This window comes from Pseudomonas jinjuensis (genome assembly GCF_900103845.1).
Taxonomy (GTDB): Bacteria; Pseudomonadota; Gammaproteobacteria; order Pseudomonadales; family Pseudomonadaceae; genus Pseudomonas; species Pseudomonas jinjuensis.
Map to the genome: position 1 here is coordinate 268,599 of NZ_FNIJ01000006.1, position 26,134 is coordinate 294,732.

A 26,134-nucleotide genomic window follows, 5' to 3' on the forward strand; every position below is an offset into this window, starting at 1 on the left:
GAGGGCATCGGGCGCGCAGTTTAACCGCCCGCACGGCGCTGTGAATTGGCGAAATGTGCCGAAAAGAACGCGAAAGGCAATTGAAAGCCTGGCGAAAGCTTAGCCCGTTAGCATCGCTGGCAGACAGCGAAGACTGTCCGGAAAGCGGGAGGCGGCGTGGCGTGCTTCCGCGACAACAACAAGAATGGAGACCACCCGATGCTCACTGCCAAAATGGCTGTAGCACCCCGCATCCCCGCCCGGTTCATCCCCGCGGGCATCACCGCCGCCGCGACCTTCGCCGGCTTCGCCCCGCTCGCCCAGGCCGCCGGCTTCATCGAAGACAGCAGCGCCACCCTGCAGACCCAGAACATCTATTTCAACCGCGACTTCCGCGACGGCTCCGGCCAGTCCAAGCGCGAGGAATGGGCGCAGGGTTTCATCCTCGACTTCCAGTCCGGCTACACCCCCGGCACCATCGGCGTCGGCCTCGACGCGCTGGGCATGCTCGGCCTCAAGCTGGATTCCAGCCCGGACCGCACCGGCTCCGGCCTGCTGCCGACCCACGACGACGGCCGCGCCGCCGACGAGTACAGCAAGCTCGGCCTGACCGCCAAGCTCAAGGCCTCGCGGACCGAGCTGAAACTCGGCACCCTGGTCCCCGACCTGCCGACCCTGCAGCCCAACGACAGCCGCCTGTTCCCGCAGACCTTCGAGGGCGGCCTGCTCAACTCCACCGACCTGCCGGGCCTGAACTTCACCGGCGGCCGCCTGGAAAAGGCCAAGGACCGCGACTCCACCGACGACCAGGACCTGGCGCTGAACAACAAGAACCGCCGCTTCCTCGGCAGCGTAGCCGGCGAGCACTACGACCTGGCCGGCGGCGACTACCGGTTCAACGACAGCCTCACCGGCCGCTACCACTTCGCCCAGCTCGACGAGGTCTACGACCAGCACTTCATCGGCCTGCTCGCCAGCCACAAGCTCGGCGCCGGGAAACTGAGCGCCGACCTGCGCCTGGCGATCAGCGACGACCAGGGCGAGGCGCGCGGCGGCAAGATCGACAACCGCGCCCTCAACGGCATGTTCGCCTACGCCATCGGCGCGCACAAATTCAGCCTCGGCCTGCAGAAGATGAGCGGCGACAGCGCCTTCCCCTACATCGATGGCAGCAACCCCTACCTGGTCAACTTCGTCCAGGTCGGCGACTTCGCCGATACCGACGAACGCTCCTGGCAGCTGCGCCACGACTTCGACTTCGCCGCCCTCGGCATCCCCGGCCTGACCCTGATGAACCGCTACATCAAGGGCGACGACGCGGAGATCGCCGGCCTGACCGACGACGGCAAGGAATGGGAACGCAACACCGACCTCAAGTACGTGTTCCAGAGCGGCCCGCTGAAGGACCTGGCGCTGCGCCTGCGCAACGCCACCTACCGCTCCAGCTTCGCCCGCGACGCCGACGAAACGCGCTTCTATATCAGCTATTCCCTGCCGATCTGGTAAACCGATAACAACAAGAGGAAATCCGCCATGTCCCGCAAGCTGCTTTCGCTCACCCTCGCCGGCGCCACCCTGCTGTTCGCCGGCGCCCTGGCCGCCGAACCCAAGCGCCCCGAATGCATTGCCCCGGCCTCCCCCGGCGGCGGCTTCGACCTGACCTGCAAGCTGGCGCAGAGCGCGCTGCTGGACGCCAAGCTGCTGTCCAAGCCGATGCGCGTCACCTACATGCCCGGCGGCGTCGGCGCGGTGGCCTACAACGCAGTGGTCGCCCAGCGTCCGGCCGACGGCAACAGCATCACCGCCTTCTCCAGCGGCTCGCTGCTGAACCTGGCCCAGGGCAAGTTCGGCCGCTTCGACGAGAACGCGGTGAAGTGGCTGGCGGCGGTCGGCACCAGCTACGGCGCCATCGCCGTGCGCGCCGACTCGCCGTACAAGACCCTCGGCGACCTGGTGGCCGCGCTCAAGGCCGACCCGGGCAAGGTGGTGATCGGTTCCGGCGGCACCGTCGGCAGCCAGGACTGGATGCAGACGGCGCTGATCGCCAAGGCCGCGGGCATCGATCCGAAGCAGCTGCGCTACGTCGCCCTGGAAGGCGGCGGCGAGATCGCCACGGCGCTGCTCGGCGGGCACATCCAGGTGGGCAGCACGGACATCTCCGACTCCATGCCGCACATCCGCGCCGGCAAGATGCGCCTGCTTGCGGTGTTCTCCGAGGAGCGCCTGCCGGACGAAGGCATGCGCGACATCCCCACCGCCAGGGAACAGGGCTTCGACATCGTCTGGCCGGTGGTGCGCGGCTTCTACGTCGGACCGAAGGTCAGCGACGAGGACTACGCGTTCTGGAAGAACTCCTTCGACAAGCTGCTGGCTTCCGAGGACTTCGCCAGGCTGCGCGACCAGCGCGAGCTGTTCCCCTTCGCCATGACCGGCCAGGAACTGGACACCTACGTGAAGAAGCAGGTCGCCCAGTACAAGCAGCTGGCCCGCGAATTCGGCCTGATCCAGTAACTCCTTGCGCGGCGGCGCCGCGCCCTGCGGCGCCGCCAGGAGAATCCCCCATGTCCCAGACCAGCCTCTACCAGCGGCTGTTCGCCGGCGCCTGGCTGTTCGCCTGCGTCGCCTTCGCCCTGATCGCCTGGGAATACCAGGCGCCGTTCTCCTACGAGCCGGTCGGCCCGCGCGCCTATCCGCTGCTCTGCCTCGGCCTGATGACCATCGGCCTGGCCTGGCTGATCGTGCGTCCGACGCCGATCCACCGCGACGCGGACGAGCCGCCGCTGGAAGGCGCGCTGCTGCGCAAGGTGATTCTCTGCGTCGTCCTGCTGCTGGTGTATGCCGGGCTGTTCGAACCGCTCGGCTTCATCCCCGCCAGCGCCCTGATCGGCACCTTCATCGCGCTGATCTACGGCGGCCGGCCGCTGCACAGCGCGGTCATGGCGACGCTGCTGAGCATCGGCCTGTACCTGCTGTTCGACCGCACACTCGACGTCCCGCTGCCGCTGGGCGTCCTCGAAATCCTTCCGATCTGAGGTCTGCCAGATGGAAACCTTGAGCTATCTCGGCCAGGGCTTCGGCGTCGCCCTGAGCCCGTACAACCTGATCACCGCGCTGATCGGCACCCTGATCGGCACCGTCGTCGGCCTGCTCCCCGGCCTTGGTCCGATCAACGGCGTCGCCCTGCTGATCCCGGTGGCCTTCGCCCTCGGCCTGCCGCCGGAGTCGGCGCTGATCCTGCTCGCCGCCGTGTACCTCGGCTGCGAGTACGGCGGGCGGATCTCCTCGATCCTGCTGAACATCCCCGGTGAAGCCTCCACCGTGATGACCACCCTCGACGGCTATCCCATGGCGCGCAAGGGCCTGGCCGGTGTGGCGCTGTCGCTGTCGGCGTGGAGTTCGTTCATCGGCGCGTTCATCGCCACCTGCGGCATGGTGCTGTTCGCGCCGCTGCTGGCGAAATGGGCTATCGCCTTCGGCCCGGCGGAATACTTCGTGCTGATGGTGTTCGCCATCGTCGCCCTCGGCGGCCTGGCCGGCAACAAACCGCTGAAGACGTTGCTGGCGGCGCTGCTCGGGCTGTTCCTGTCGAGCGTCGGGATCGACGCCAACAGCGGCGTGTACCGCTTCACCTTCGACAACATCCACGTCTCCGACGGCATCCAGTTCGTCGTGCTGGTGCTCGGGCTGTTCTCGGTCAGCGAGATCCTCCTGCTGCTGGAGAAGACCCACCATGGCCACCAGGCGGTCAAGGCCAGCGGGCGCATGCTGTTCAACCTCAGGGAAGCGGCGTCGGTATTCGTCGTCAACCTGCGTTGCGGACTGCTCGGCTTCGTCATGGGCGTGCTGCCTGGCGCCGGCGCGACCCTGGCCAGCGCGGTGGCCTACATGACCGAGAAGAAGTATGCCGGCGAAAAGGGCAAGTTCGGCCAGGGCGACATGCGCGGCCTGGCCGCCCCGGAAACCGCCATCGGCGCCTCCGCCTGCGGCGCGCTGGTGCCGATGCTGACCCTCGGCGTGCCCGGTTCCGGCACCACCGCGGTGATGATCGGCGCGCTGTCGCTGTACAACATCACCCCCGGCCCGCTGCTGTTCCAGGAGCAGCCGCAGATCGTCTGGGGCCTGATCGCCTCGCTGTTCGTCGCCAACGTCATGCTGATCATCCTCAACGTGCCGATGGTCCGGGTCTTCACCCGCATCCTCTCGGTGCCGAACTGGGCGCTGGTGCCGGGCATTGCGATCATCACCGCGATCGGCGTGTACGCCGTGCATGCCACCACCTTCGACCTGTTCCTGATGGTCGCCATCGGCATCCTCGGCTACATCCTGCGCAAGCTGGACTTCCCGCTGTCGCCGCTGCTGCTCGGCTTCATTCTCGGCGGGCTGATGGAACAGAACCTGCGCCGCGCGCTGTCGATCTCCAGCGGCGAGCTGTCGATCCTCTGGTCCAGCCCGATCACCCTGGGCACCTGGGCGCTGGTGGCGCTGATGCTCGGCCTGCCGCTGTACCGCGCCTGGCGCAAGCGCGCCCGCCGCGCCGCCGCGGGCGAACTGGCCGATGCGTGACATGCACTGGCGCCGCTTCTGGGCAACGCCCCTGATCGGCGCCCTCGGCGGCTGGCTGGCCAGTCTGGTCGGCTGGCCGCTGCCGTGGATGATCGGCTCGCTGCTGGCGGTGATCGTCGCCCGCTGCCTGTTCGACTGGCGCCTGGGCGAAGTCCCCGGCGCGCGCAAGTGCGGGCAGTGGCTGGTGGGCACCGGCATCGGCCTGCACTTCACCCCGGCGGTGGTGGAACAGGTGCTGGCGCACGGCGGCATCGTGCTGGTCGGCGCACTGGCGACCACCCTCTCCAGCGTCCTGGCCATCGTGCTCATGCGCCGCGGCGGCGAGGACCGCGCCACCGCCTTCTTCGCCAGCATGCCGGGCGGCGCCAGCGAGATGGTCAACCTCGGCAGCCGCCACGGCGCGGTGCTCAGCCGCGTAGCCGCGGCGCAGAGCCTGCGTCTGTTGCTGGTGGTGCTGCTGGTGCCGGCGGCGTTCAAGTTCCTGCTGGAGACGCCCGCGCCGCAGACGCATTCCCTGCCGGTGGACTGGCGCTGGCTGGCCCTCCTGCTGCCGGCCGGCGCGGTGCTGGCAGTGCTCTGGCAGAAACTGCGCCAGCCCAATCCCTGGCTGCTCGGCCCGCTGCTGGTCAGCGCCGTCGCCTGCATCGCCTGCGACCTGCAGATCGCCCTGCCCCACGGCAGCAGCGCCCTCGGCCAGTGGCTGATCGGCAGCGCCCTGGGCTGTCATTTCGAACGCAGCTTCTTCCGCGGCGCCCCGGCCTTCGTCGGCCGCAGCCTGCTCTGCACCCTGTGGATGATGCTCGCCGCCGCGCTGGTGGCGGCACTGCTCGGCTGGCTCGGCACGCTGGATCGCCAGTCGCTGCTGCTCGGCGTGATGCCCGGCGGCATCGCCGAACTGAGCTTGACGGCGGAGGCGCTGCAGCTTTCCGTGCCGCTGGTGACGGCGCTGCAGGTGTTGCGGCTGGTACTGGTGCTGTTTCTGGCGGAGCCGTGTTTCAGGCTCTGGCAGCGACGGGCGGAAGCCCTCGACTGAAGCAACCACGCTCGCCGGAAGAGTGCCCGGCGATTTTCAGGCCCGCCTTGTGCGGGCCTTTTTTTGTGTACGCGCGGGCGCGCGATTCGCGGGCATGGCCCGCTCCTACAGCGAACAAATCACACCGGCGGCAGAGCCCAATCGATCGGCTGCTCCCCATGTTCGACGAGGAACTTGTTGGTCCGGCTGAAATGCCCGTTGCCGAGGAACCCCCGGTACGCCGACAGCGGCGACGGGTGCGCCGACTTGAGGATCAGGTGCTTCTGCGGGTCGAGCAGCTTCTGCTTGCTCTGCGCATGGGAGCCCCAGAGCAGGAACACCAGGTGGTCGCGCTGCTGGCTGACCACCTCGATCACCTTGTCGGTGAACTGCTGCCAGCCGGCGCCGGCATGCGAACCGGCGCGCGCCTGCTCGACGGTGAGCGAGGTGTTGAGCAGCAGAACGCCCTGCTCGGCCCAGTGCTGCAGGTAGCCGTGCCCGGGCATGTCGATGTTCAGGTCGCGCTTGAGTTCCTTGTAGATGTTCTGCAAGGACGGCGGCACCGGCACGCCGGGCTGTACCGAGAAGCACAGGCCGTGGGCCTGGCCCGGGCCGTGGTAGGGGTCCTGGCCGATGATGACGACCTTCACCTTGTCCAGCGGCGTCGAATTCAGCGCGTTGAAGATCAGCGGGCCGGGCGGGTAGATCACCTTGCCGGCCGCCTTCTCGGTGCGCAGGAAGTCGCTCAGCTCCTTCATGTAGGGCTTTTCGAATTCCTCGCGCAGGGCGGCCTTCCAGCCGGGTTCCAGTTTGATACGATCGTCGCTCGGGCTCATGGCGCACCTGATGGAAAATGGCCGCCGCACCCTAGAAAAGCCCCGTCCCCTTGTCAACGTGAAAAGCCGAATGGAATCGCCCACCACGCCCCTGACCGCCGACGCCCTGCGCTTCGCCCTGTACAACCGCTTCCTCAAGGGCGAAGCGCGGGTCCCGCAGATGCCCGAGGCGCTGCTGCGCGTGCGCCGCCTGCTGGAGGACCCGCGCACCTCGCTGGAGCGACTGTGCCGGGCGATCAACGCCGACCCGCCGCTGGCCGCCTGGCTCATGCAGTACGCCGACAGCCCGCTGCTGCGCGGCGTGCGTCCGTGCACCTCGCTGCGCGACGTGCTGGCCCGCCTGGGCACGCGCCGGCTGCAGAGCCTGGTGCTGAGCTTCAGCCTGCGCAACCTGTTCATCGGCACCGATGCGCTGTTCCAGCGGGTATTCCGCGCCCGCTGGCAGGCCGCCCTGGAATGCGCAGCCTGCTGCGCCGCGCTGGCCGAATGCAGCGGCGTGGCGGATGCCGCCGACGCGCTGCTCGCCGGCCTGCTGCAGGATGTCGGCAGCCTGCCTCTGCTGGCCGAGCTGCAGCGCTGGCCGGAGCGCCCGCGCGACGAACAGGGCCTGCACGATCTCTGCGAGCAACTGTCCGGCAGCGTCGGCGTGGTGGTGATGACGGTATGGAAGCTGCCCACGGTGATGATCGAATGCGCCCGCTACCGCCTGGATCGCCAGCGCCAGCACCCCGGCCCGGCCGACCTGACCGACCTGCTGCAGGTCGCCCGCCTGCTGCAGGAAGAATCCCCGGCGACCGACGATCTTCCCGCCTACCGCCGCCTGCTGGCCGCCTGCCCCACCCTGCCCGCCGATCCCGCCGTCCTGCGCGAATCCCTGGACGGTGCCATCACCCGCTGGCGCCTGCTGCTCGGCAGCCGCTGCTGATCCTCAGCCCTGGTGCAGCGCCCGGTAGTGAGTGGGCGCCATGCCCACCACGCGCTTGAACAGCCGCGAGAAGTAGTACGGATCGGCATAGCCGAGCTGCTCGGCGACCTGGCGCACCTCCAGGCTGCCCTCGTCGAGCAGGCGGCAGGCGTGGGCCATCTTCAGGCGGATGAAATCCTGGATCGGCGCCTGGCCGGTCAGCGCGCGGTAGGTCTTGGCGAAGTGGAAGCGCGACAGCTTGAACTGCGCGGCCAGGCCGTCGAGGTTGAGGGCGTCGTGCAGGTGGTCGCGCATCATCGCCTGCACCGCCTCGATGTCCAGCACCCGCCCGGACTTCAGGCTGGCCCGCACCGGGCGCAGCGCCAGCGAGGTCAGCAGGCTCTGCAGCAGGTGCGCGGCGTGGATGAAGTGCGGCAGGCTGAGACCCTGGCGGCGCAGGCCGAGCAGCGCGTCGAACTCCGCCAGCAGGCGCGGCTGCACGCCGATGCGCAGGCGCGGCGACTTGCCCAGCGGGCGCAGGTATTCCTCGATCAGGGTGCCGTCCAGATGCACCCAGAAGATCGACCAGGGCCGCCGTTCATCGGCGCCATAGGCATGCGGCCGGCCCTTGGGCAGCAGCAGGAGATCGCCGCCAGCCACCTCGAATCGTCCATCCGGGGTTTCCAGCCAGCCCTGCCCGGAGCGGCAGTAGATCAGCAGGTAGTCATCCGGCGCGTCGCGCTGCATGCGGTGCTCGCCGGCGTTCGGGTAGTAGCCCAGCGCCAGCGGATAGCACGCCTGTCCCAGCGGATGCCGCGCCAGGGTCCGGCGCAGGCGCGGCGGGGTGATGAAGCGCACGCCGTCCTGGGGCAGCGGCCAGGCGGAAGTGAGTGGACTGCGGGCCATGCGAAGCGACTCTCCGGAGACGGGATGAACAGCAATATCGTCCATCCCTGGCGCAAGATCGTCAATCCACAGCGCCTTCCCGGACGGCTATAAACAACAACAAAGCGCCTGCCGGCGCTCTCCCCCAACGACAATACCCGGCGAACCGGGAAGGAAGGCTGCCATGGCCAGGACCATTCCCCAGCTGATCGACGGCGAGTGGCGCCAGAGTCGCTCCCGCGAGCTGATCGAAGTCACCGATCCGGCGACCCAGGAAGTGCTGGCGCTGGCGCCCAAGGCCACCAGCGAGGAGATCGAGGCCGCCGTGGCCAGCGCCCGCTCGGCCTTCCTCGAATGGCGCGAGACGCCGGTCACCGAACGCGCGCGGCTGATGCTGCGCTACCAGCAGCTGCTCAAGGAACACCACGACGAACTGGCCGAGCTGCTCGCCAGCGAGACCGGCAAGAACTTCGCCGACGCCAAGGGCGACATCTGGCGCGGCATCGAGGTGGTCGAGCACGCCGCCAACGTCGCCAGCCTGGTGATGGGCGAGACGGTGGAGAACGTCGCCCGCGACATCGACACCGCCAGCTGGATCCAGCCCCTCGGCGTATGCGCCGGGATCACCCCGTTCAACTTCCCGGCGATGATCCCGCTGTGGATGTTCCCGATGGCCATCGCCTGCGGCAACACCTTCGTCCTCAAGCCTTCCGAGCAGGACCCGCTGACGCCCAACTGGCTGGCCGAGCTGTTCATCGAGGCCGGCGCGCCGAAGGGCGTGCTGCAGGTGATCCACGGCGGCCGCGAACAGGTCGACGCGCTGCTCACCCACCCGGACATCCGCGCCATCTCCTTCGTCGGCTCGGTCGCCGTCGGCCAGCACGTCTACCGCACCGGCACCGCGCACCTGAAGCGCGTGCAGGCGTTCGCCGGGGCGAAGAACCACATGGTGATCCTCCCCGACGCGCACAAGGACCAGGTGATCAGCAACCTGATCGGCTCCAGCTGCGGCGCCGCCGGCCAGCGCTGCATGGCGATCAGCACGGCGGTGTTCGTCGGCGAATCGCGCGAGTGGATTCCCGAGCTGGCCGAGCGCATGGCCGAACTCAGGCCCGGCCACTGGAAGGACCAGGGCGCCTCCTACGGCCCGCTGATCAGCCCGCAGGCGAAACAGCGGGTGCTGCGCCTGATCGCCGAGGGCAAGGCGGAAGGCGCCGAGTGCCTGCTCGACGGCTCGCAGTGCCAGGTGGAAGGCTTCCCGGACGGCAACTGGCTCGGCCCGACCCTGTTCCGCGGGGTGACGCCGAAGATGACCATCTACCGCGAGGAAATCTTCGGCCCGGTGCTGATCTGCCTGGAAGTCGACACCCTCGACGAGGCCATCGCCCTGGTCAACGCCAACCCCTACGGCAACGGCACCAGCCTGTTCACCCGCTCCGGCGGCGCCGCGCGGCACTACCAGCACGCGGTGGAAGTCGGCCAGGTGGGCATCAACGTGCCGATCCCGGTGCCGCTCCCCTTCTTCTCCTTCACCGGCTGGAAGGGCTCCTTCTATGGCGACCTGCACGCCTACGGCAAGCAGGCAGTGCGCTTCTACAGCGAGACCAAGACCGTGACCACCCGCTGGTTCGACGACTCCCCGGTCGGCGGACCGAACATGACCATCCATCTGAAATAGCCCGACGGCAGTACAAGAAAGAGGAAGCCGCATGAATTTCGACCTCACCGAAGAACAACGCCTGCTGGTGGAAAGCGCCCGCGCCTTCTCCAGCCACGAGCTGGCGCCGCACGCCGCCGACTGGGACCGCCAGCACCACTTCCCGGTGGACGTGATCCGCCGCGCCGCCGAACAGGGCTACCTCGGCCTGTACATCCGCGAGGAAGACGGCGGCCTCGGGCTGTCGCGGCTGTCCGCCTCGCTGATCTTCGAGCAACTGGCCGCCGGCTGCGTCGCCACCACCGCCTACATCACCATCCACAACATGGCGGCCTGGATGCTCGCCTCCTTCGGCGACGAGGCGCTGAAGGAACAGTGGCTGCCGGGGCTGATCGGCGGCGAGCTGCTGGCTTCCTACTGCCTGACCGAGCCGGATGCCGGCTCCGACGCCGCCAACCTGCGCACCCGGGCGCGCCGCGATGGCGACGAGTACGTGCTGGACGGCGCCAAGACCTTCATCTCCGGCGCCGGCAGCACCGACGTGCTGATCGTCATGGCGCGCACCGGGGTGGAAGGCGCCAAGGGCATCTCCTGCTTCCTGGTGCCGGCCAACGCCGAAGGCATCCGCTACGGCCGCAACGAGGACAAGATGGGCTGGAAGGCCCAGCCGACCCGCACCATCACCTTCGAGGGCGTGCGCATCCCGGCGTCCAACCGCATCGGCCCGGAAGGCCAGGGCTTCATCTATGCCATGAAGGGCCTCGATGGCGGCCGCCTGAACATCGCCAGCTGCTCCCTCGGCGCCGCCCAGGCCGCGCTGGAGCAGTCGCTGCGCTACGTCGAGGAACGCAAGCAGTTCGGCAAGGCGCTGGCGGAGTTCCAGGCCCTGCAGTTCAAGCTCGCCGACATGATCACCGACCTCACCGCCAGCCGGCAGATGGTGCGCCTGGCCGCGCACAAGCTGGACCACAAGGACGGCGAGGCGACGCTGTACTGCGCCATGGCCAAGCGCTTCGCCACCGATCGCTGCTTCGCCCTGTGCAACGACGCGCTGCAACTGCACGGCGGCTACGGCTACCTCAACGACTACCCGCTGGAGCGCTGGGTGCGCGACGCGCGGGTGCACCAGATCCTCGAAGGCACCAACGAGATCATGCGCGTGATCGTCGCCCGCCGGCTGCTGGAACAGGGGGGGATGCTGGATCGGTTGTTGTAACGCCTGCACGTGGCTGCTCTTCGTAGGATGGGTTGAGCGCAGCGATATCCATGCGGCTGTGGAATGTTGGGTATCGCTTCGCTCCACCCAACCTACGGGAACATGCCATCCCAATGGAAAAACCGCCCGCCCCGCGCGGGCGAAACTGAACAGATCGGACATGGACTGAAGGCCGCCCCGCTGCCTACAGTCACCGACACCATCCCTGCCTGCGCCCGGCGCGGCATCGAGACCAGGAGAGACTCATGAGCAATGCCGTAGAACCCTACAAGCCCGGCGTCTTCGACCTCACCCACAAGCTGACCGTGGAAAAGCACGGCCACACCGCGCTGATCACCATCAACCACCCGCCGGCCAACACCTGGGACCGCGATTCGCTGATCGGCCTGCGCCAGGTCGTCGAGCACCTCAACCGCGACGATGACATCTACGCGCTGGTGGTCACCGGCCAGGGTCCGAAGTTCTTCTCCGCCGGCGCGGACCTGAACATGTTCGCCGACGGCGACAAGGCCCGCGCCCGCGAGATGGCGCGCCGCTTCGGCGAAGCCTTCGAGGCGCTGCGCGACTTCCGCGGCGTGTCCATCGCCGCGATCAACGGCTACGCCATGGGTGGCGGCCTGGAGTGCGCGCTGGCCTGCGACATCCGCATCGCCGAGCGCCAGGCGCAGATGGCCCTGCCGGAAGCCGCGGTCGGCCTGCTGCCCTGCGCCGGCGGCACCCAGGCGCTGTCCTGGCTGGTGGGCGAAGGCTGGGCCAAGCGCATGATCCTCTGCGGCGAGCGCATCGACGCCGAGACCGCCCTGCGCATCGGCCTGGTCGAGCAGGTGGTGGACAGCGGCGAGGCGCGCGGTACCGCGCTGCTGCTGGCAGCCAAGGTGGCGCGCCAGAGCCCGGTGGCGGTACGCACCATCAAGCCGCTGATCCAGGGCGCCCGCGAACGCGGCCCGAACAGCTGGCTGCCGGAGGAGCGCGAGCGCTTCGTCGACCTGTTCGATGCCGACGACACCCGCGAGGGCGTCAACGCCTTCCTGGAAAAACGCGAGCCCCAGTGGCGTAATAAATAACGGCGCAATAAATAACGGCGCAACAAACAATCACGAGACTGCCTGCATGAACGTACTGTTCGAAGAACGCCCCAGCCTGCACGGCTACCGCATCGGCGTCGCCACGCTCGACTCGGAGAAGAGCCTGAACGCCCTCAGCCTGCCGATGATCGAGGCGCTGGGCGAGCGCCTGAATGCCTGGGCGAAAGACCCGCAGATCGCCTGCGTGCTGCTGCGCGGCAACGGCGCCAAGGCCTTCTGCGCCGGCGGCGACGTGCGCAAGCTGGTCGACGCCTGCCGCGAGCATCCCGGCGAGGTACCCGCCCTCGCCCGCCGCTTCTTCGCCGACGAATACCGCCTCGACTACGCCATCCACGCCTATCCTAAGCCGCTGATCTGCTGGGCCCACGGCTACGTGATGGGCGGCGGCATGGGCCTGATGCAGGGCTCCGGCGTGCGCATCGTCACCCCGTCGAGCCGGCTGGCGATGCCGGAGATGAACATCGGCCTGTACCCGGACGTCGGCGCCAGCTGGTTCCTCGCCCGCCTGCCGGGCAAGCTCGGCCTGTTCCTCGGCCTGACCACCACGCAGATGAACGCCCGCGACGCCCTCGACCTCGACCTGGCCGACCGCTTCCTGCTCGACTCGCAGCAGGACGACCTGATCGAAGGGCTGGTTCAACTGAACTGGCGCGACCAGGCCGACGTGCAGCTGCACAGCCTGCTCAGGGCGCTGGAACACGAGGCCCGCGCCGAACTGCCGGAAGCCCAGCTGCTGCCACGCCGCGAACGCATCGACGCGCTGCTCGACGGCGCGAACCTGGTCGAAGCCTGGCAGGCGCTGGTCGCCCGCGTGGACGACGCCGACCCGCTGATCGCCCGCGGCGCCGCCACGCTCAAGGCCGGCTGCCCGCTGACCGCGCACCTGGTCTGGGAACAGATCAAACGCGCCCGCCACCTGTCCACCGCCGAAGTGTTCCGCATGGAATACGCCATGAGCCTGAACTGCTGCCGCCACCCGGAATTCCCGGAAGGCGTGCGCGCCCGGCTGATCGACAAGGACAACAAGCCGAACTGGCACTGGCCGGACGTGACGGCGATTCCGGCGGCGGTGATCGAGGCACACTTCACGCCGACCTGGGAGGGGGCGCATCCGCTGGCGGATCTGTGATCCTGCTCGCGCCCCCCTGTAGGAGCGGGCCATGCCCGCGACCCAGGCCCCAAACCGGTCGCGGGCATGGCCCGCTCCTACAGTCCAAGTACATCCCCCGTCGTTATCCGGTCGGCTATCTACACTTCTCCTACCTGACAGGAGAACGAAGATGAAACAGATCGCCTTCCTCGGCCTGGGCCACATGGGTGCGCCGATGGCCGCCAACCTGCTCAAGGCCGGCTACCTGCTGCGGGTCTTCGACCTGGTGCAGAGCGCCATCGACACCGCCGTCGCCCAGGGCGCCAGCGCCGCGCGCAGCGCCCGCGACGCGGTGCAGGGCGTCGACGTGGTGATCAGCATGCTGCCCGCCAGCCACCATGTGGAAAGCCTCTACCTCGGCGACGACGGCCTGCTGGCGCACATCGCCCCCGGCACCCTGGTGCTGGAATGCTCGACCATCGCCCCGGCCTCGGCGCGCAAGGTGCACCATGCCGCCGCCGAACGCGGCCTCGAGATGCTCGACGCGCCGGTCTCCGGCGGCACAGCCGGCGCGGCCGCCGGCACCCTGACCTTCATGGTCGGCGGCGACGAGGCGGTGCTGGAGAAGGCCCGGCCGGTGTTCGAGGCCATGGGCCGCAACATCTTCCACGCCGGCGGCGACGGCGCCGGGCAGGTCGCCAAGGTGTGCAACAACCAGCTGCTCGCCGTGCTGATGATCGGCACCGCCGAATCCCTCGCGCTGGGCGTGGCCAACGGTCTCGATCCGAAGGTGCTGTCCGAGATCATGCGCCGCAGCTCCGGCGGCAACTGGGCGCTGGAGGTGTACAACCCCTGGCCCGGGGTGATGGAGAACGCCCCCGCCTCGCGCGAGTACGAGGGCGGCTTCATGTCGGCGCTGATGGCCAAGGACCTGGGCCTCGCCCAGGAGGCCGCGGCGCTGACCGGCAACAGCACGCCGATGGGAAGCCTGGCGCTGAGCCTGTACCGCATGCTGCTGAAGAAGGGTTATGCGGAGAAGGACTTCTCCTCGGTGCAGAAACTGTTCGAATCCTGACGGGACCCGGCGAAAAGCCCGGTGCAGGGGCACCGGGCCCTTCCATCAGCCTTCCTGGCCGGCCGGCGTGGCGATGTCGAACCAGAAGTTGAAGTCGTCGAGCATGCCGAACAGCTGTCCCAGCAGCTGCGGGTCGCCGGAGGACTTCAGCTTGCCCTCGGCGATCAGCCTGGCGGCGGAAACCTCCTTGAGCAGCAGGCGGTTGAGATCCGCGCGGTCGATGGTCACGGTCTGCCCGGCCTTCGGGCTCTGCACGCCCTCGATGTTGTTCAGGTGCGAGTTCTTCAGCTCCACCAGGTATTTCCTGTCGATGTCCGGCAGCACCAGATTGATGGCGATGTCCTTGCCCTCGGCCTTCGCCGCATCCAGGCGCACGCCCAGGTAGTCGAAGATCAGGCCGGTATCCATTGCCTTCAGCGCGTCACCACCGGCCATCTTCGGCACCGGCAGCTTGCGCGGCACGCCCTTGCGCAGCTCCTGCGCAGCGGTCAGGTAGCTGTTGCGCCAGCCGGCGTTCTCCGCCTGGTAGCCGAGCTGCTCCAGGGCGTCGGCCTGCAGTTCGCGGGCGGCCTTGTTGCCCGGTTCGGCGAAGACCAGCTTGTTGACCACTTCCACCACCCAGCGGTACTCGCCCTGCTCGTAGCAGTGGCGGGCCATCTTCAGCAGGCTCTCGCCGCCGCCCATGAATTCCACGTACTTCTTCGCCGATTCCTCCGGCGCCAGCGGATTGAGCGTCGCCGGGTTGCCGTCGTAGTAACCCAGGTACTTGTTCACCACGGCGCGCACGTTGTGGCTGACCGAGCCGTGGTAGCCGCGGTTGTACCACTCGTTGGCCAGCGCCTTCGGCAGCTCGATGTGCTCGTGGATCTGGTTGATGGTCACGCCCTGGTTGGCCTGGTGCAGGGTCTGGTCGTGGAGGTAGCCGTACAGGTCGCGCTGCTTCTCCAGCGTGCGGACGATGTCGTCATGGCCCCAGCGCGGCCAGTTGTGCGAGGCGATCATCACCTCGGCCTGGTCGCCGAAGCGGTGCAGCACTTCGTTGATGTATTTGCTCCAGCCCAGCGCGTCGCGGGTCTCGGCGCCACGCAGGGTGTAGAGGTTGTGCAGCGTGCCGGTCACGTTCTCGGAAACCAGCAGCACCTTCTGCTGCGGCAGCCAGATGTTCATTTCCGCCGGCGATTCGGTGCCCGGGGTGTTCTGGAAGGTGAAGGTCACGCCGTCCAGCTGGACATCCTCCAGCGCCCCCTTGATCACCCGGGTGGGCGCCAGCAGTGTCAGCGGGCCGCGCGCCGTGGCCTTGCCGATGGCCATGTCGACCATCCCCTGCGGTCCCCGCGGCAGCAGCGAGCCGTACTGGTAGGAGGCGCGGCGCATCATGGCATTGCCGGCCAGCACGTTCTCCTTGATCGCGGCTTCCATGAAGCCGTTCGGCGCGACGATCTGCACCTCGCCCTTGTCCACCTGCTCCTGGCTGGCGAGGCCACGCACGCCGCCGAAGTGGTCGGCATGGGCGTGGCTGTAGACGATGACCTTGACCGGCTTCTTCCCGAGCTCCTGGCTGACCAGTTCATAGGCGGCCGTCGACGTCGCCGGGGTAGTCAGCGGATCGATGACGATCCAGCCGCTCTTGCCCTCGACGAAGGTGATGTTGGCCAGGTCGAAGCCACGTACCTGGTAGATGCCGTCGGCGACCTTGTACAGGCCGTACTTGAGGTTGAGCAGCGCCTGGCGCTGCAGGCTCGGGTTGATGCTGTCGAAGTCCTTGCCGTCGGCGAGGAACTCGTAGCCGCCCAGCTGCCAGGCGACGCTGCCGTCCTCGTTCCTGATCACCAGGTTTTCCGGGCGCTTGACCAGGCCCTTCTCGACACGCCCGAAGTCGGCGCGGTCGCTGAACGGCAGGCTCGCCTTGACCTGCTTCTGCGCCTGGATGGTGAAGGCAGTCGGCGGTTTGGGGCCGTCGACGTCGGCGGCCATCAGGGAGGGTGAAATGCTGGCCAGGAAAATGGCGGCGGAAAGGCGAATCATCGAAGCGCTCCGGAAACCTTTGTTATTGGAATTGCCCTCGCACTATGCCGACGAGCCAGTCAATAATTCCAATGCATTCCAATCGAACATCCGATGCAGCATACGCATGAACGACCTACGCCAGCTCCGCCACTTCGCCGCCCTCGCCGACCACGGCCATTTCGCCCGCGCCGCGGAAGCGGTGAGTCTCAGCCAGCCGGCGCTGTCGCGCAGCATCCAGGCGCTGGAAAGCCAGCTGAACTGCCGGCTGGTGGATCGCAATCCGCGCGGAGTGACACTCACCGCCCACGGCCGGCTGGTGCTGGAGCATGCGCGCCGGCTGCTGGCCGGCAGCCGCGCGCTGGACAATGCCGTGCAGCAACTGGCCAACCTGGAAACCGGGGAACTGCGCCTGGGCTGCGGCCCGTTGCCGGCGGCACGGCTGATTCCGCAGACGCTCGCGCGCTACAGCAGCGCCCACCCGAAGGTCGCGGTGCTGCTCACCATCGAGAACTGGCAGGTCCTCCACCAGCGCCTGCTGGATGACGAACTGGAGCTGTTCGTCGCCGATTGCCGGGAATTGATGGACGACCCGCGGCTGGACATCCAGCCGCTGCAACCCCACCGCATCGTACTGTTCTGCCGCCCGGGCCACCCGCTGCACGGCCGTGCCCGGGTCACGCCGGAGGATCTCGGAGGCTATCCCCTGGCCGGTCCGCGCCTGCCGCCCAGCGCCCTGGAGCGGCTGGCGCGCACCCTCGGTCACGTACAGTCGCTCGGCGTGCAGTGCGACGACGTTCTGCTGCTCAAGGAACTGGTGAAAGGCAGCGACGTGGTCTGCGTGGCCTCCTGGGACGTGGTGGCCCGGGACGTGGCGAGCGGAGAACTGGCGACCGTGCGCTGGCCGCAGCCGGGGGAAGACGGCAAGCGCCAGGGCTCGGCCTACGGCCTGGTACGCCACGCCAGCCGCAGCCTGTCGCCGGCGGCCAGCGTGTTCGTCGAATACCTGCTGCGCGAGGACCAGGCCACCCAGCCCGCTCCGCAGCGGCAGGATTGAGCGGACTCAGCGGTGCCAGTCGCGGTCCCGGTGGTCCCGGTCGCGGCGGTCATGGTCGCGCCGGTCGTAATTGCGCGGCACCGGGCGGTCGTAATGGGAACGGTCTTTCCAGCCGCGGTAGCGGTCGTTGTCATGGTGGTGCTCGTGGACCACGCAGCCGGTCAGCGGAAGGAACAGCAGCAGAGCAGCGATGATGCGACGCATGGCGCCTCCTGAAGGTCCGGTTGCCGTGCGGAATTGCAGGCCAATGCTTGTCGGACTCACAGGATCAGACAGATGTGCCGCAACCGGGTGCCGCAGTCGAAGGTAAACCCTTTGTAAATCATCAATTTACATATAACGCCGGGAACTTTCGGGAAAGTCGCACAGCAGCATAAGGTGCCCGCAAGCCCGAAACCGGGCTCTCCATCCGAAACCCCTTGCGCCACACCATGCGACGCTCCACCCTATGCGCCCCGCGCAATCACCCGCCCACCGGCATGACCGACACCCTCGACCCGACCCGCTGCCCGCTCTGCGGCCACAGCAACCGCTGCACCCAGGCCGATCCCGAACGCCGGGGCGAGGCGTGCTGGTGCTTCGAGACCCGCGTCGATCCCGCCGCGCTGGAACGCATCCCGCCCGAACAGCGCAACCGCGCCTGCCTGTGTCCGCGCTGCGCCGCCAACCTGCCGCCCGAACACGACTGATGCGCCTCGACCGCTTCCTCGCCAACCTGCCGCAGTTCGGCCGCCAGGATGCCCGCCTCCTGCTGGCGTCGGGACGCGTGAAGGTGGACGGCCAGCCGGTGCGCGACGGGCGCCACGAGGTGCGGGTATTCAGCCGGGTGGAGCTGGACGGCGAGACGCTGCAGCAGGGCAAGCCGGCGCGCTACTTCATGCTGCACAAGCCGCAGGGCTGCGTCAGCGCCACCCGCGACCCGGAACACCGCACCGTGCTCGACCTGCTCGACGAGCCGGACAAGGACGAACTGCACATCGGCGGCCGGCTCGACTACAACACCACCGGCCTGCTGCTGATCACCAACGACGGCCAGTGGTCGCGACGCATGACCCTGCCCGGGCGCAAGCTGCCCAAGGTGTATTACGTCGAGACCGAAGACCCGATCGGGGCGCACTACGCGGAAACCTTCGCCCGCGGCATGTACTTCCGCTTCGAGGACCTCACCACCCTCCCCGCGCAACTGGACATCCTCGCCCCGCGCGCGGCGCGGCTGACCCTGCACGAGGGGCGCTATCACCAGGTCAAGCGCATGTTCGGCCACTTCCAGAACAGGGTGACGCGCCTGCACCGGGAGAGCATGGGCAGCCTGCACCTGGACCCCACCCTCGCACCCGGGCAATACCGGTCCCTGACCGCTGCGGAAATCGCCGTTCTCGGCTGACAGCCGCTTCTGCGGGTTCGGTGGCTTTGCGTAGGGTGCATAACGCGCCAGCGTTATCCACCGCCACATTAGGGCGCGCCATGCGCGCGACATCGCCAGCGCCGGAGTTTCGCGGGCATGGCCCGCTTACAGGACTGCCCCCGTGCGTAGGGTGGACGTGGCTTTTCACGTCCACCGTTCTGGCGCCACGACGCCACCCGTACCATACCTTTCGCGGGCATGGCCCGCTCCTGCAGCCCCCGGTTTGCAGCCACGCCCTTCGCAGTTAAGCTGCCTTGACACCCGGGCACCGCAGGAAGGTGGCGATGAAGAGACTGTTGACCGCACTGGCATTCGGACTGGCCACCAGCCTGGTCGTTGCCTCGCCTAACAAACCTTCGCCCTTGAGCGATCTGTCCCATGCCGTGAGAACGCTGAAGCCCGGGCAGTTCCTCTGGTACCCGGAAATCTCCCCCCAGGGCCCGGTCACGCTGGTGGTAAGCCTCAGCGAGCAGCGCGTCTTCGTCTACCGCAACGGCATCGCCATCGGCGTCGCCACGGTCAGCACCGGCAAGAAGGGCAAGGAAACCCCGACCGGCGTGTTCTCCATCCTGCAGAAGAAGGTCGAGTACCGCTCCGACCTGTACGACGACGCCCCCATGCCCTACATGCAGCGCCTGACCTGGGACGGCATCGCCCTGCATGCCGGCAGGCTGCCCGGCTATCCCGCCTCCCACGGCTGCATCCGCCTGCCGATGGCGTTCGCCAGGAAGCTCTACGAGGTCACCGGCTTCTCCAGCACCACGGTGATCATCTCCGACGCCCGCAGCTCGCCGGTGGAAGTCGACCATCCGGGACTGCTGGCGCCGACGGTTAGCGACGGCCGACCCAGCGGCCCGCCGCTGTCCCCGGTGGAGCCGTACTGGAGCGATCCCGGCGTACTGCAGGGGCCGCTGTCGGTGCTGGTCAGCCGTGCCGACCGGCGCGCCTACGTCTACCGTGGCGGCGTGCAGATCGGCTCGGCGCCGGTCGCCTTCGAGAATCCGCACGAGAAGTCCGGGGTGGCGGCCTTCGCCCTGCTGGAGAAACCCGATCCGCTGCAGATCATCAGCGACAATCCTGCGCTACGCTGGACTGCAGTACAGGTGAGCAATCCGGAACGCGGCATGACTCCCGCCGAGCAGCTCGGCAAGGTCAGCATGGACCGCCAGTTCCTGCGCTCCCTGTTGCTGGCGATGGATGTCGGCAGCACGCTGGTGATCACCGACCTGCCGTCGACCCGCGAGACGCGGAGCAATCCGGATTTCACGGTGATCACCACGAACAGCCGACCAATGACATCGGAATCGGCCAAAAATCAGACAGCGGACTGATCAAAAATCACGCACAATGCTTCACTTCCCTGAAAAAACCACACTTATTCCATGGGAACGTTGCATTCATGCCGACAATCAGGAAATTCTGGGGGATCTTCCGGATCACCATCGCCAGCGTCGCGCTCTTCAGCCTCGGCGGCTGGAAAGCGGCGCATGCCGGCCGTCTGCCGAGCGCCGAGGAACTGCATCGCCTGGCGCCGACCACCAGCCTCTCCGCGCTGCGCCTGGCGCTGAACGCCTACCAGTGCGCCAGCACGCGGCTGGGCGGCTCGGATGAGCTGCTGACCGTCATCGACTATTCCAAGCCCTCGCGCGACAAGCGCCTGTGGGTCTTCGACCTGAAGCAGCGCAAGCTGCTGTTCGAGGAATGGGTCACTCACGGCAAGAACAGCGGCGACGATCTCGCCACCTCGTTCTCCAACCGGGTGAACAGCTACCAGTCGTCCATCGGCCTCTACCAGACCGGCGCCACCTACCGTGGCAAGCATGGCCGCTCGCTGCGCCTGCTCGGCCTGGAGCCGGGCTTCAACGACAACAGCGAGGACCGCGCCATCGTCATGCACGCCGCCGCCTACGCCGATCCGAAGGTGGTGCCCGCCCTCGGCCGCCTCGGCCGCAGCCAGGGCTGCCCGGCGGTGCGTCCGGCCGTGGCGCAGAAGCTGATCGACACGCTGAAGGAAGGCAGCTACGTGTTCGCCTACTACCCGCAGCAGGAGTGGCTGAAGACCTCGCAATTCCTCGCCGGGCAGAGCTGCTCGGTGCTGGCGCGCAACGACCGCAACGCACAGTCCGTAGCCCACCGATAAGCTCGACGGCCCATCGTCCCCACGCTCCCGCGTGGAGACGCAGGAGCGTCCCCGGACGGTTCCCACGCAGGAGCGTGGGAACCATCAGAGAAACGCTCTCAGACGCTCTGCCACTCCCGCTCGGCCATCTCCAGCAACGCCTTCACGTCGACCTCGTCGAGCTGCTTCGGATCGAGGAACTGCGCGCCGTATTCGCGGTACACGCCACGGCTGACGAACAGGCGGAACAGTTCGCCATCGATGTGCTGGTCGCGGGCCATGATGGCGAGGATCTTCAGCGACTCCGACAGCGTCTTCGCCGGCTTGTACGGGCGATCCGCCGCGGTCAGCGCCTCGAAGATGTCAGCGATCGCCATCACCCGCTCGGGAATGCTCATCTGCTCGCGCGTCAGGCGGCGCGGGTAGCCGGTGCCGTCCATCTTCTCGTGGTGGTTGCCGGCGATGGTCGGCACCCGCCGCAGGTGCTTGGGCAGCGGCAGGGTAGTGAGCATCATCAGGGTCTGCACGATGTGCTCGTTGATCTTGAAGCGCTCTTCCTCGTTCAGCGTGCCGCGCCGCACGCTGAGGTTGTACAGCTCGCCGAAGTTGCTGGCATAGGGCGGCAGGCGCATGTCGAAGCCCCAGATGTTGCGCGGATCGTTGCGGTCCACCGGCGGCTTGCGTTCGCCCCAGGACACGCGGTGCTCGGGCTTGTCGGCGAGAAGGTATTCCGGGGCCGGCAGCGGGGCAGGCGGAATGGCCGCGAGGCGCTCGCTCTCCTCGTAGGAGATGCCGATACGGTCGTCGAAATGACGCATCCAGCGCTGCTCGCCGATCCGGCGCAGGCGCTCGATCTCCTCGTCGCTCATGCATTCGCCGCCGATATTGGCCTGGGCGACGAAGCTGAAATCACTGACCAGCTGCTGCTGGCGGGCATCGCGCTGGCTCGCCAGCAGCGCCGCATCGCCGCCGGCGGCGCGGCCGCTCCAGTAGTCGATGTCGGCGTCGCGCCAGAGCACCTCGAAACGCATGCGGATCTCGTGCAGGCGGTTGTATAGGGTCTCCAGCTTGGTCGCCTTGTCCACCACGTGTTCCGGGCTGGTGATCTTGCCGCAGTCGTGCAGCCAGGCGGCGATCTGGAATTCATAGCGCTCGGCGTCGCTCATGTCGAAGTCGGCGAACTCGCCATCCCTGGAGTGGATGGCTTCTTCCAGCAGCATGCCGGCCAGCTGCGGGACCCGCTCGCAGTGCCCGCCGGTGTAGGGGCTCTTGGCGTCGATGGCGTCGGCGAGCAGCTTGATGATGGCGTCCAGCAGACGCTGCTGCGCCTCGATCAGCTGGCGCGTCTCGATGGCCACGGCGGCGGCGCCGGAAAGCTCCTCGACGAAGCGCATGAACGGCCGCCGCGGCTTGCGCCCGTGGTCGCTCTCCTCCAGTTGCAGGACCAGTATGCCGAGCAGTTCCTCGCCGCGGCTGCGCAGGGAGACCGCCAGGTACTGGCCGTCGCGCGCCAGGGCCTGGCGGACCTGCCGTTCCAGGCGCTCCTCGGCGAAGCCCTCGATCAGCATCGACTGCGGGTACTGCTCGCCGCTCACCGAGCAGGCCAGGCGCAGCCGGTAGTCCTCCTCCTGCAGCAGATAGACCGCACCGCCCTTCACCCCGGTGGCTTCCACCAGGCGCGAGAGCACGCCTTCGAGCATGCTTTCCAGGCACGTCTCGCGGCTCAGGGTGAGGGTGATCGACTGGAAGTTGTGGATGGTGCGCGACATGCTGCGCAGCACGCGACTGAGATCGCGCACCTCGGAAATCCGCGACTCGACGCCCACCGGCCGGGAGAAATCGAAGGCCGCCAGGGCGCCGACCTGCTCGGCCAGGGTACTCAGCGGCCGGGCGATGCGCTGGCCGATGTACCAGCCGATCCCCAGCAGCACCAGCAGCAGCGCCAGGCCCCACAAGGCCTGCTGCATCAGCAGCTGTCGGGCGCCGGCGAGCAGTTCGTCGGAAGGGATGGTGACCAGCACCCGCGCCTCGCTGGTGGAGAAGTCCGACAGCGGCACCCACACGCCGTACCAGCTGTTGCCATCCACCTCGAATGCCTGTGGCACGCCCTCCGCCACCGGCAGTCCGGCGAAGTGCCTGAGGCTGGGCACGCCCAGCTCATCGAGGCTGGCCAGGCGGGTTTCGTCGCCGTTGTGCACCAGCAGGCGCGACAGGTCCGGATAGGCGATCACCGAACCCTTGCCGTCCACCAGCGCCAGCTCGGTATTGGCGGTCTTGCGCAGGCCGTACATCTCCTCGCCGACGTCGTCCACCGAGGCATCCATGCCGATCACCGCGGAGCCGTCGACGCTGCGGTGCGCCAGGGTCAGGCCGATCTGGTGGGTGGTGAAGAACACATAGGGCAAGGTGAGGACCGTGCCCTTGCTGCCCTGGGCCTCGCTGTACCAGGGACGCTGGCGCGGATCGAACTGGTAGTCGGGCTTGTCGCGCATCCCCAGCAGGTGCAGCTCGTCGTCGTAGTAGCGCCATTCGCCGCGGCTGGCGCCCTTCTCGTCCAGAGTGATGCTCTGCACCAGGTAACGGGCCTTTTCCGGCGCCTCCATCTGCTGGCGCATCGGCTCGTCGCGCAGGCCGCGGACGAGAAGGAACTCGCCATTCGAATAGCCGACGTAGACCGCGCTCAGGGTGGGATTGGAGCGCAGGTTCTCGACCAGCGCCGGCAACCGGTCGAGGCGTTCGGGCAGGTTGTCGCTGGTGGCGACCGAGTCGTGGGTGAGCAGGCGCAGGGTCGCTTCGGCCGGGTCGATCAGGCGGCGGATGCATTCGTTGATGGTGGCGCCGAGCTGGCGGGCGGATTCGCCCGCGGCCGTCACCAGCGCGCCTTCGATGCCGCGGTAACCCTGGATCAGCAGGCCGCCGGTGAGCACCAGCATGCTGACGATGATGGCGCCCGCGACCAGGGGCTGGAGAGAAATACCGCGTCTGCATATTTTCATTTCGCCAGCCCTATTCCATGACGTTGCGGTGATTACTGCTGTCGAGAAGATCCGCCGCTGCCTCCGGCGACGCATTGCGATGCACGATTCTCGCCAGACTTCCGTCCAGCCGCAGACCGTCCATCAGACGCTGCCACTCGGCGCTCTGCGCCGGGCTGAAATGCCGGCGCGACAACATCAGGCCATGCACCAGCGCAGACGCCTCGGCCACATCGAAGACGCGGTACTGCTTGCGGCTGTCGGGATCCCTGGCCGAGCCAAAAAGATTCTGCTCGTGGCCGACCAGCGCCTCGATCCGGCCGTCGAACAACGCGCCGAACGCCGCGGCCTCGTCGGGGTATTCCTGCACACGTCCCGTAGCGCCCAGTATCCGCAACATCGATTCGATGTAGACGCCATGCTGATGACCGGCAATCACCCCCAGCCGCGCACCCGGCATCTGCTGCACGTCGCCCAGGGTGCGCACCTGCGCCGCCAGGCGCAGCGGCACGATCAGCTTCTCGCGGACATAGGCGTAGGGCAGGAAGAACGCCTGCCTGCGCCGCTCCGCGTTGAGCGTTCCGCCGGTCGCCATGTCCAGCTCGCCGGCCGCCAAGGCCTTCCAGATCTCCTCGCGCGGCCGCACCGAGGCTTCGAAGCTGCAGCCACTGCGAAGCTGCAGTTCGGCGAGGAGGTCGGCATCGATGCCCTGGCCGTCGCGGTAGAACAGGTCGCTGTCGTGGAAGGCCAGGCGCAGGGGCTCTTCGCAGCCGAACCGGTTGGTCGCCGGAGCCGCCGCGCACAGGCCGGCGGCCAGCGTCAGCGTCAGCGCCAGCCCGCAAAGCGAAGGTTTGCATGCCATGAACCCGCCCCGTCCATTGTGCCGGCCTGGATGAGGGGTACGCTTCATCCAGGCAGACGACAGTGCCTCAGTGAGAATTGATTGCGTTTCAACGAAGTGTAATCGGCCCTTGGCGACCTGCCGGATTTTCGACGCGGAGAAATGCATTTCGTCGGATTCCACGGCGATGCGTCAAAACTGCCGGTTGCAGCGCCCGGGCGGAACTGCTTAACTCTGAGCCGTGTGTGACTTGCCGGTCACGCACCACGTCCAAGAAGATTTTTTGCGGTTCTCAGCGTTTCCCGCTGCTTCCTTCCTGCCTGATCAAGAGTCCGCACCGACCCGTAGAAAACGGCGTCGGGATAGCCCTTTTGATGTCGTAACTCACTGAAAATAAAGAAATTATTAAATTCCGCCGCGTGACACGAAGCTGTCACCTCAAGGCGCTTTCCTCTGCCTGGTAATCCTCTCGCACCCGAGCCTGGGTGCGTCATTCATGAGATGCGTCAGGAGGAAACGACATGAGGCCGGAAACCGCCATCGTCGCGATTCACCAGCACAACATCTACACGGAGTTCTACGCCAACAGGGAAGCTCGCCAGACCATCATTCTGGTCAATGGCTCGCTGTCCACTACTGCCTCCTTCGCGCAAACGGTGAAGTACCTGCAGCCCCACTTCAACGTGGTGCTGTTCGACCAGCCCTACGCCGGCCGCTCCAAGCCGCACAACGCCAACAAGGAGTTCATCTCCAAGGAATACGAGGCCGAACTGCTGCTCGGACTGATCGAGCACTTCCGCGCCGACGTGGTGATGTCCTTCTCCTGGGGCGGCGTCGCCACCCTGCTGGCCCTGGCGCAGCGCCCGAGCCGGATCAGGAAGGCGGTGATCAACTCCTTCTCCCCGCTGCTCAACGCGGCCATGCTCGACTACCTGCACCGCGGCCTGGACTACCTCGCGGCCTGCGACCGCAGCAACATCGCCAACCTGATCAACGACACCATCGGCCGCTACCTGCCGCAGCTGTTCAAGCGCTGCAACTTCCGCCACGTCAGCGCCCTGGACGAGCACGAATACCTGCAGATGCACTTCCAGGTCTGCGAGGTGCTCAAGCTCAGCGCGGAAAGCTACATGGAGCGCTTCAACTGCATCGACATCCCCATGCTGTTCGTCAACGGCGAGCTGGACGACTACACCAGCCCCGCCGATGCGCGCCTGTTCAGCCAGCTGATCCGCGACAGCGAATTCCGCACCATCGACAACGTCGGACACTTCATCGACGCCGAGCACAAGCAGGGCTGGCAGGACACCCAGGACGCCCTCCTCGCCTTCCTCCGCCCGCAGCGCCAGCCGATCCTGGCCCCGGCCTACGTGCCGAGCACCCAGGGCATCCCGATCGCCGCGTTGGCAGGTTGAAAGCGATGGCGTATCC

23 protein-coding genes are annotated in these 26,134 nt (G+C 67.5%); 17 read left to right on the forward strand and 6 right to left on the reverse strand.

Annotation, left to right across the window (positions count from 1 at the left end):
* Positions 1-198: 198 nt before the first annotated feature.
* From BLR75_RS10920 to BLR75_RS10940, 5 genes are read left to right on the forward strand one after another with little or no spacing between them, the layout of a single operon-like run.
* Complete coding sequence (locus BLR75_RS10920; protein ID WP_084314770.1) at positions 199-1,485, forward strand: OprD family porin; 1,287 nt, start codon at positions 199-201, stop codon at positions 1,483-1,485.
* Positions 1,486-1,512: 27 nt separating this feature from the next.
* Positions 1,513-2,490, forward strand: a complete 978-nt coding sequence (locus tag BLR75_RS10925; RefSeq protein ID WP_084314769.1) for a Bug family tripartite tricarboxylate transporter substrate binding protein — start codon at positions 1,513-1,515, stop codon at positions 2,488-2,490.
* A 50-nt stretch (positions 2,491-2,540) separates the two neighbouring features.
* Positions 2,541-3,011: a tripartite tricarboxylate transporter TctB family protein gene (locus BLR75_RS10930; RefSeq protein ID WP_084314768.1), complete on the forward strand. Its 471-nt coding sequence runs from the start codon at positions 2,541-2,543 to the stop codon at positions 3,009-3,011.
* A gap of 10 nt (positions 3,012-3,021) precedes the next feature.
* Complete coding sequence (locus BLR75_RS10935; RefSeq protein ID WP_084314767.1) at positions 3,022-4,542, forward strand: tripartite tricarboxylate transporter permease; 1,521 nt, start codon at positions 3,022-3,024, stop codon at positions 4,540-4,542.
* Positions 4,535-5,575: an AbrB family transcriptional regulator gene (locus tag BLR75_RS10940; protein WP_084314766.1), complete on the forward strand. Its 1,041-nt coding sequence runs from the start codon at positions 4,535-4,537 to the stop codon at positions 5,573-5,575. The genes BLR75_RS10935 and BLR75_RS10940 overlap by 8 nt, the downstream gene beginning before the upstream one ends.
* Positions 5,576-5,694: 119 nt before the next feature.
* On the opposite strand, the gene ung is transcribed toward BLR75_RS10940, so the two are convergent.
* Complete coding sequence (gene ung / locus BLR75_RS10945; protein ID WP_084314765.1) at positions 5,695-6,390, reverse strand: uracil-DNA glycosylase; 696 nt, start codon at positions 6,388-6,390, stop codon at positions 5,695-5,697.
* Positions 6,391-6,460: 70 nt separating this feature from the next.
* Between ung and BLR75_RS10950 the strand changes: the two genes are divergently transcribed.
* Positions 6,461-7,315 carry an HDOD domain-containing protein gene (locus tag BLR75_RS10950; RefSeq protein ID WP_084314764.1) on the forward strand — a complete coding sequence of 285 codons (855 nt, stop codon included), beginning with the start codon at positions 6,461-6,463 and terminating at the stop codon, positions 7,313-7,315.
* Between the two features lie 3 nt (positions 7,316-7,318).
* On the opposite strand, the gene BLR75_RS10955 is transcribed toward BLR75_RS10950, so the two are convergent.
* Positions 7,319-8,200, reverse strand: a complete 882-nt coding sequence (locus tag BLR75_RS10955) for an AraC family transcriptional regulator (RefSeq protein WP_084314763.1) — start codon at positions 8,198-8,200, stop codon at positions 7,319-7,321.
* 163 nt (positions 8,201-8,363) lie between these two features.
* On the opposite strand from BLR75_RS10955, the gene BLR75_RS10960 reads away from it, so the two are divergent.
* The 5 genes from BLR75_RS10960 (at position 8,364) to mmsB (ending at position 14,302) form a co-directional block, all read left to right on the forward strand.
* The gene (locus tag BLR75_RS10960) at positions 8,364-9,857 is read left to right on the forward strand and encodes a CoA-acylating methylmalonate-semialdehyde dehydrogenase (RefSeq protein ID WP_084314762.1); all 1,494 of its coding nucleotides are present in this window, start codon (positions 8,364-8,366) and stop codon (positions 9,855-9,857) included.
* A gap of 31 nt (positions 9,858-9,888) precedes the next feature.
* Complete coding sequence (locus BLR75_RS10965; protein WP_084314761.1) at positions 9,889-11,052, forward strand: isobutyryl-CoA dehydrogenase; 1,164 nt, start codon at positions 9,889-9,891, stop codon at positions 11,050-11,052.
* A 245-nt stretch (positions 11,053-11,297) separates the two neighbouring features.
* Positions 11,298-12,116: an enoyl-CoA hydratase gene (locus tag BLR75_RS10970; protein WP_084314760.1), complete on the forward strand. Its 819-nt coding sequence runs from the start codon at positions 11,298-11,300 to the stop codon at positions 12,114-12,116.
* A 46-nt stretch (positions 12,117-12,162) separates the two neighbouring features.
* Complete coding sequence (locus tag BLR75_RS10975) at positions 12,163-13,266, forward strand: enoyl-CoA hydratase/isomerase family protein (RefSeq protein ID WP_084314759.1); 1,104 nt, start codon at positions 12,163-12,165, stop codon at positions 13,264-13,266.
* 151 nt (positions 13,267-13,417) lie between these two features.
* Positions 13,418-14,302, forward strand: coding sequence for a 3-hydroxyisobutyrate dehydrogenase (gene mmsB / locus BLR75_RS10980; protein ID WP_084314758.1), 885 nt, complete (start codon positions 13,418-13,420; stop codon positions 14,300-14,302).
* Between the two features lie 45 nt (positions 14,303-14,347).
* Here the strand turns inward: mmsB and BLR75_RS10985 are convergent, their stop codons facing one another.
* The gene (locus BLR75_RS10985; protein WP_371858153.1) at positions 14,348-16,276 is read right to left on the reverse strand and encodes an alkyl/aryl-sulfatase; all 1,929 of its coding nucleotides are present in this window, start codon (positions 16,274-16,276) and stop codon (positions 14,348-14,350) included.
* Between the two features lie 157 nt (positions 16,277-16,433).
* On the opposite strand from BLR75_RS10985, the gene BLR75_RS10990 reads away from it, so the two are divergent.
* A complete protein-coding gene (locus tag BLR75_RS10990; protein WP_084314756.1) occupies positions 16,434-17,363 on the forward strand; it encodes a LysR family transcriptional regulator in 930 nt (309 codons plus the stop codon).
* 6 nt (positions 17,364-17,369) lie between these two features.
* On the opposite strand, the gene BLR75_RS10995 is transcribed toward BLR75_RS10990, so the two are convergent.
* Positions 17,370-17,567 carry a hypothetical protein gene (locus BLR75_RS10995; RefSeq protein WP_084314755.1) on the reverse strand — a complete coding sequence of 66 codons (198 nt, stop codon included), beginning with the start codon at positions 17,565-17,567 and terminating at the stop codon, positions 17,370-17,372.
* 275 nt (positions 17,568-17,842) lie between these two features.
* Between BLR75_RS10995 and BLR75_RS11000 the strand changes: the two genes are divergently transcribed.
* The 4 genes from BLR75_RS11000 to BLR75_RS11015 all read left to right on the forward strand — a co-directional run bounded on the left by BLR75_RS11000 (position 17,843) and on the right by BLR75_RS11015 (position 20,908).
* Complete coding sequence (locus BLR75_RS11000; RefSeq protein ID WP_084314754.1) at positions 17,843-18,052, forward strand: cysteine-rich CWC family protein; 210 nt, start codon at positions 17,843-17,845, stop codon at positions 18,050-18,052.
* Complete coding sequence (locus tag BLR75_RS11005) at positions 18,052-18,747, forward strand: pseudouridine synthase (RefSeq protein WP_084314753.1); 696 nt, start codon at positions 18,052-18,054, stop codon at positions 18,745-18,747. The genes BLR75_RS11000 and BLR75_RS11005 overlap by 1 nt, the downstream gene beginning before the upstream one ends.
* Before the next feature lie 305 nt (positions 18,748-19,052).
* Entirely contained in the window at positions 19,053-20,099 is a 1,047-nt protein-coding gene (locus BLR75_RS11010; RefSeq protein ID WP_084314752.1) for a L,D-transpeptidase, read from the forward strand.
* Positions 20,100-20,167: 68 nt separating this feature from the next.
* Positions 20,168-20,908, forward strand: coding sequence for a murein L,D-transpeptidase catalytic domain family protein (locus tag BLR75_RS11015; RefSeq protein WP_084314751.1), 741 nt, complete (start codon positions 20,168-20,170; stop codon positions 20,906-20,908).
* A gap of 98 nt (positions 20,909-21,006) precedes the next feature.
* Here the strand turns inward: BLR75_RS11015 and BLR75_RS11020 are convergent, their stop codons facing one another.
* Together BLR75_RS11020 and BLR75_RS11025 are read right to left on the reverse strand one after the other, a co-directional pair.
* Positions 21,007-23,883 (reverse strand): HD domain-containing phosphohydrolase, encoded by a 2,877-nt coding sequence (locus BLR75_RS11020; RefSeq protein WP_084314750.1) that lies wholly within the window; start codon positions 23,881-23,883, stop codon positions 21,007-21,009.
* Between the two features lie 10 nt (positions 23,884-23,893).
* Positions 23,894-24,871 (reverse strand): substrate-binding periplasmic protein, encoded by a 978-nt coding sequence (locus BLR75_RS11025; protein WP_245726131.1) that lies wholly within the window; start codon positions 24,869-24,871, stop codon positions 23,894-23,896.
* Between the two features lie 353 nt (positions 24,872-25,224).
* Here BLR75_RS11025 and BLR75_RS11030 point away from each other — a divergent pair, with 353 nt between their 5' ends.
* On the forward strand, positions 25,225-26,118 hold the full coding sequence (locus BLR75_RS11030; RefSeq protein WP_084314748.1) for an alpha/beta fold hydrolase: 894 nt from the start codon (positions 25,225-25,227) through the stop codon (positions 26,116-26,118).
* Positions 26,119-26,134: the final 16 nt, after the last annotated feature.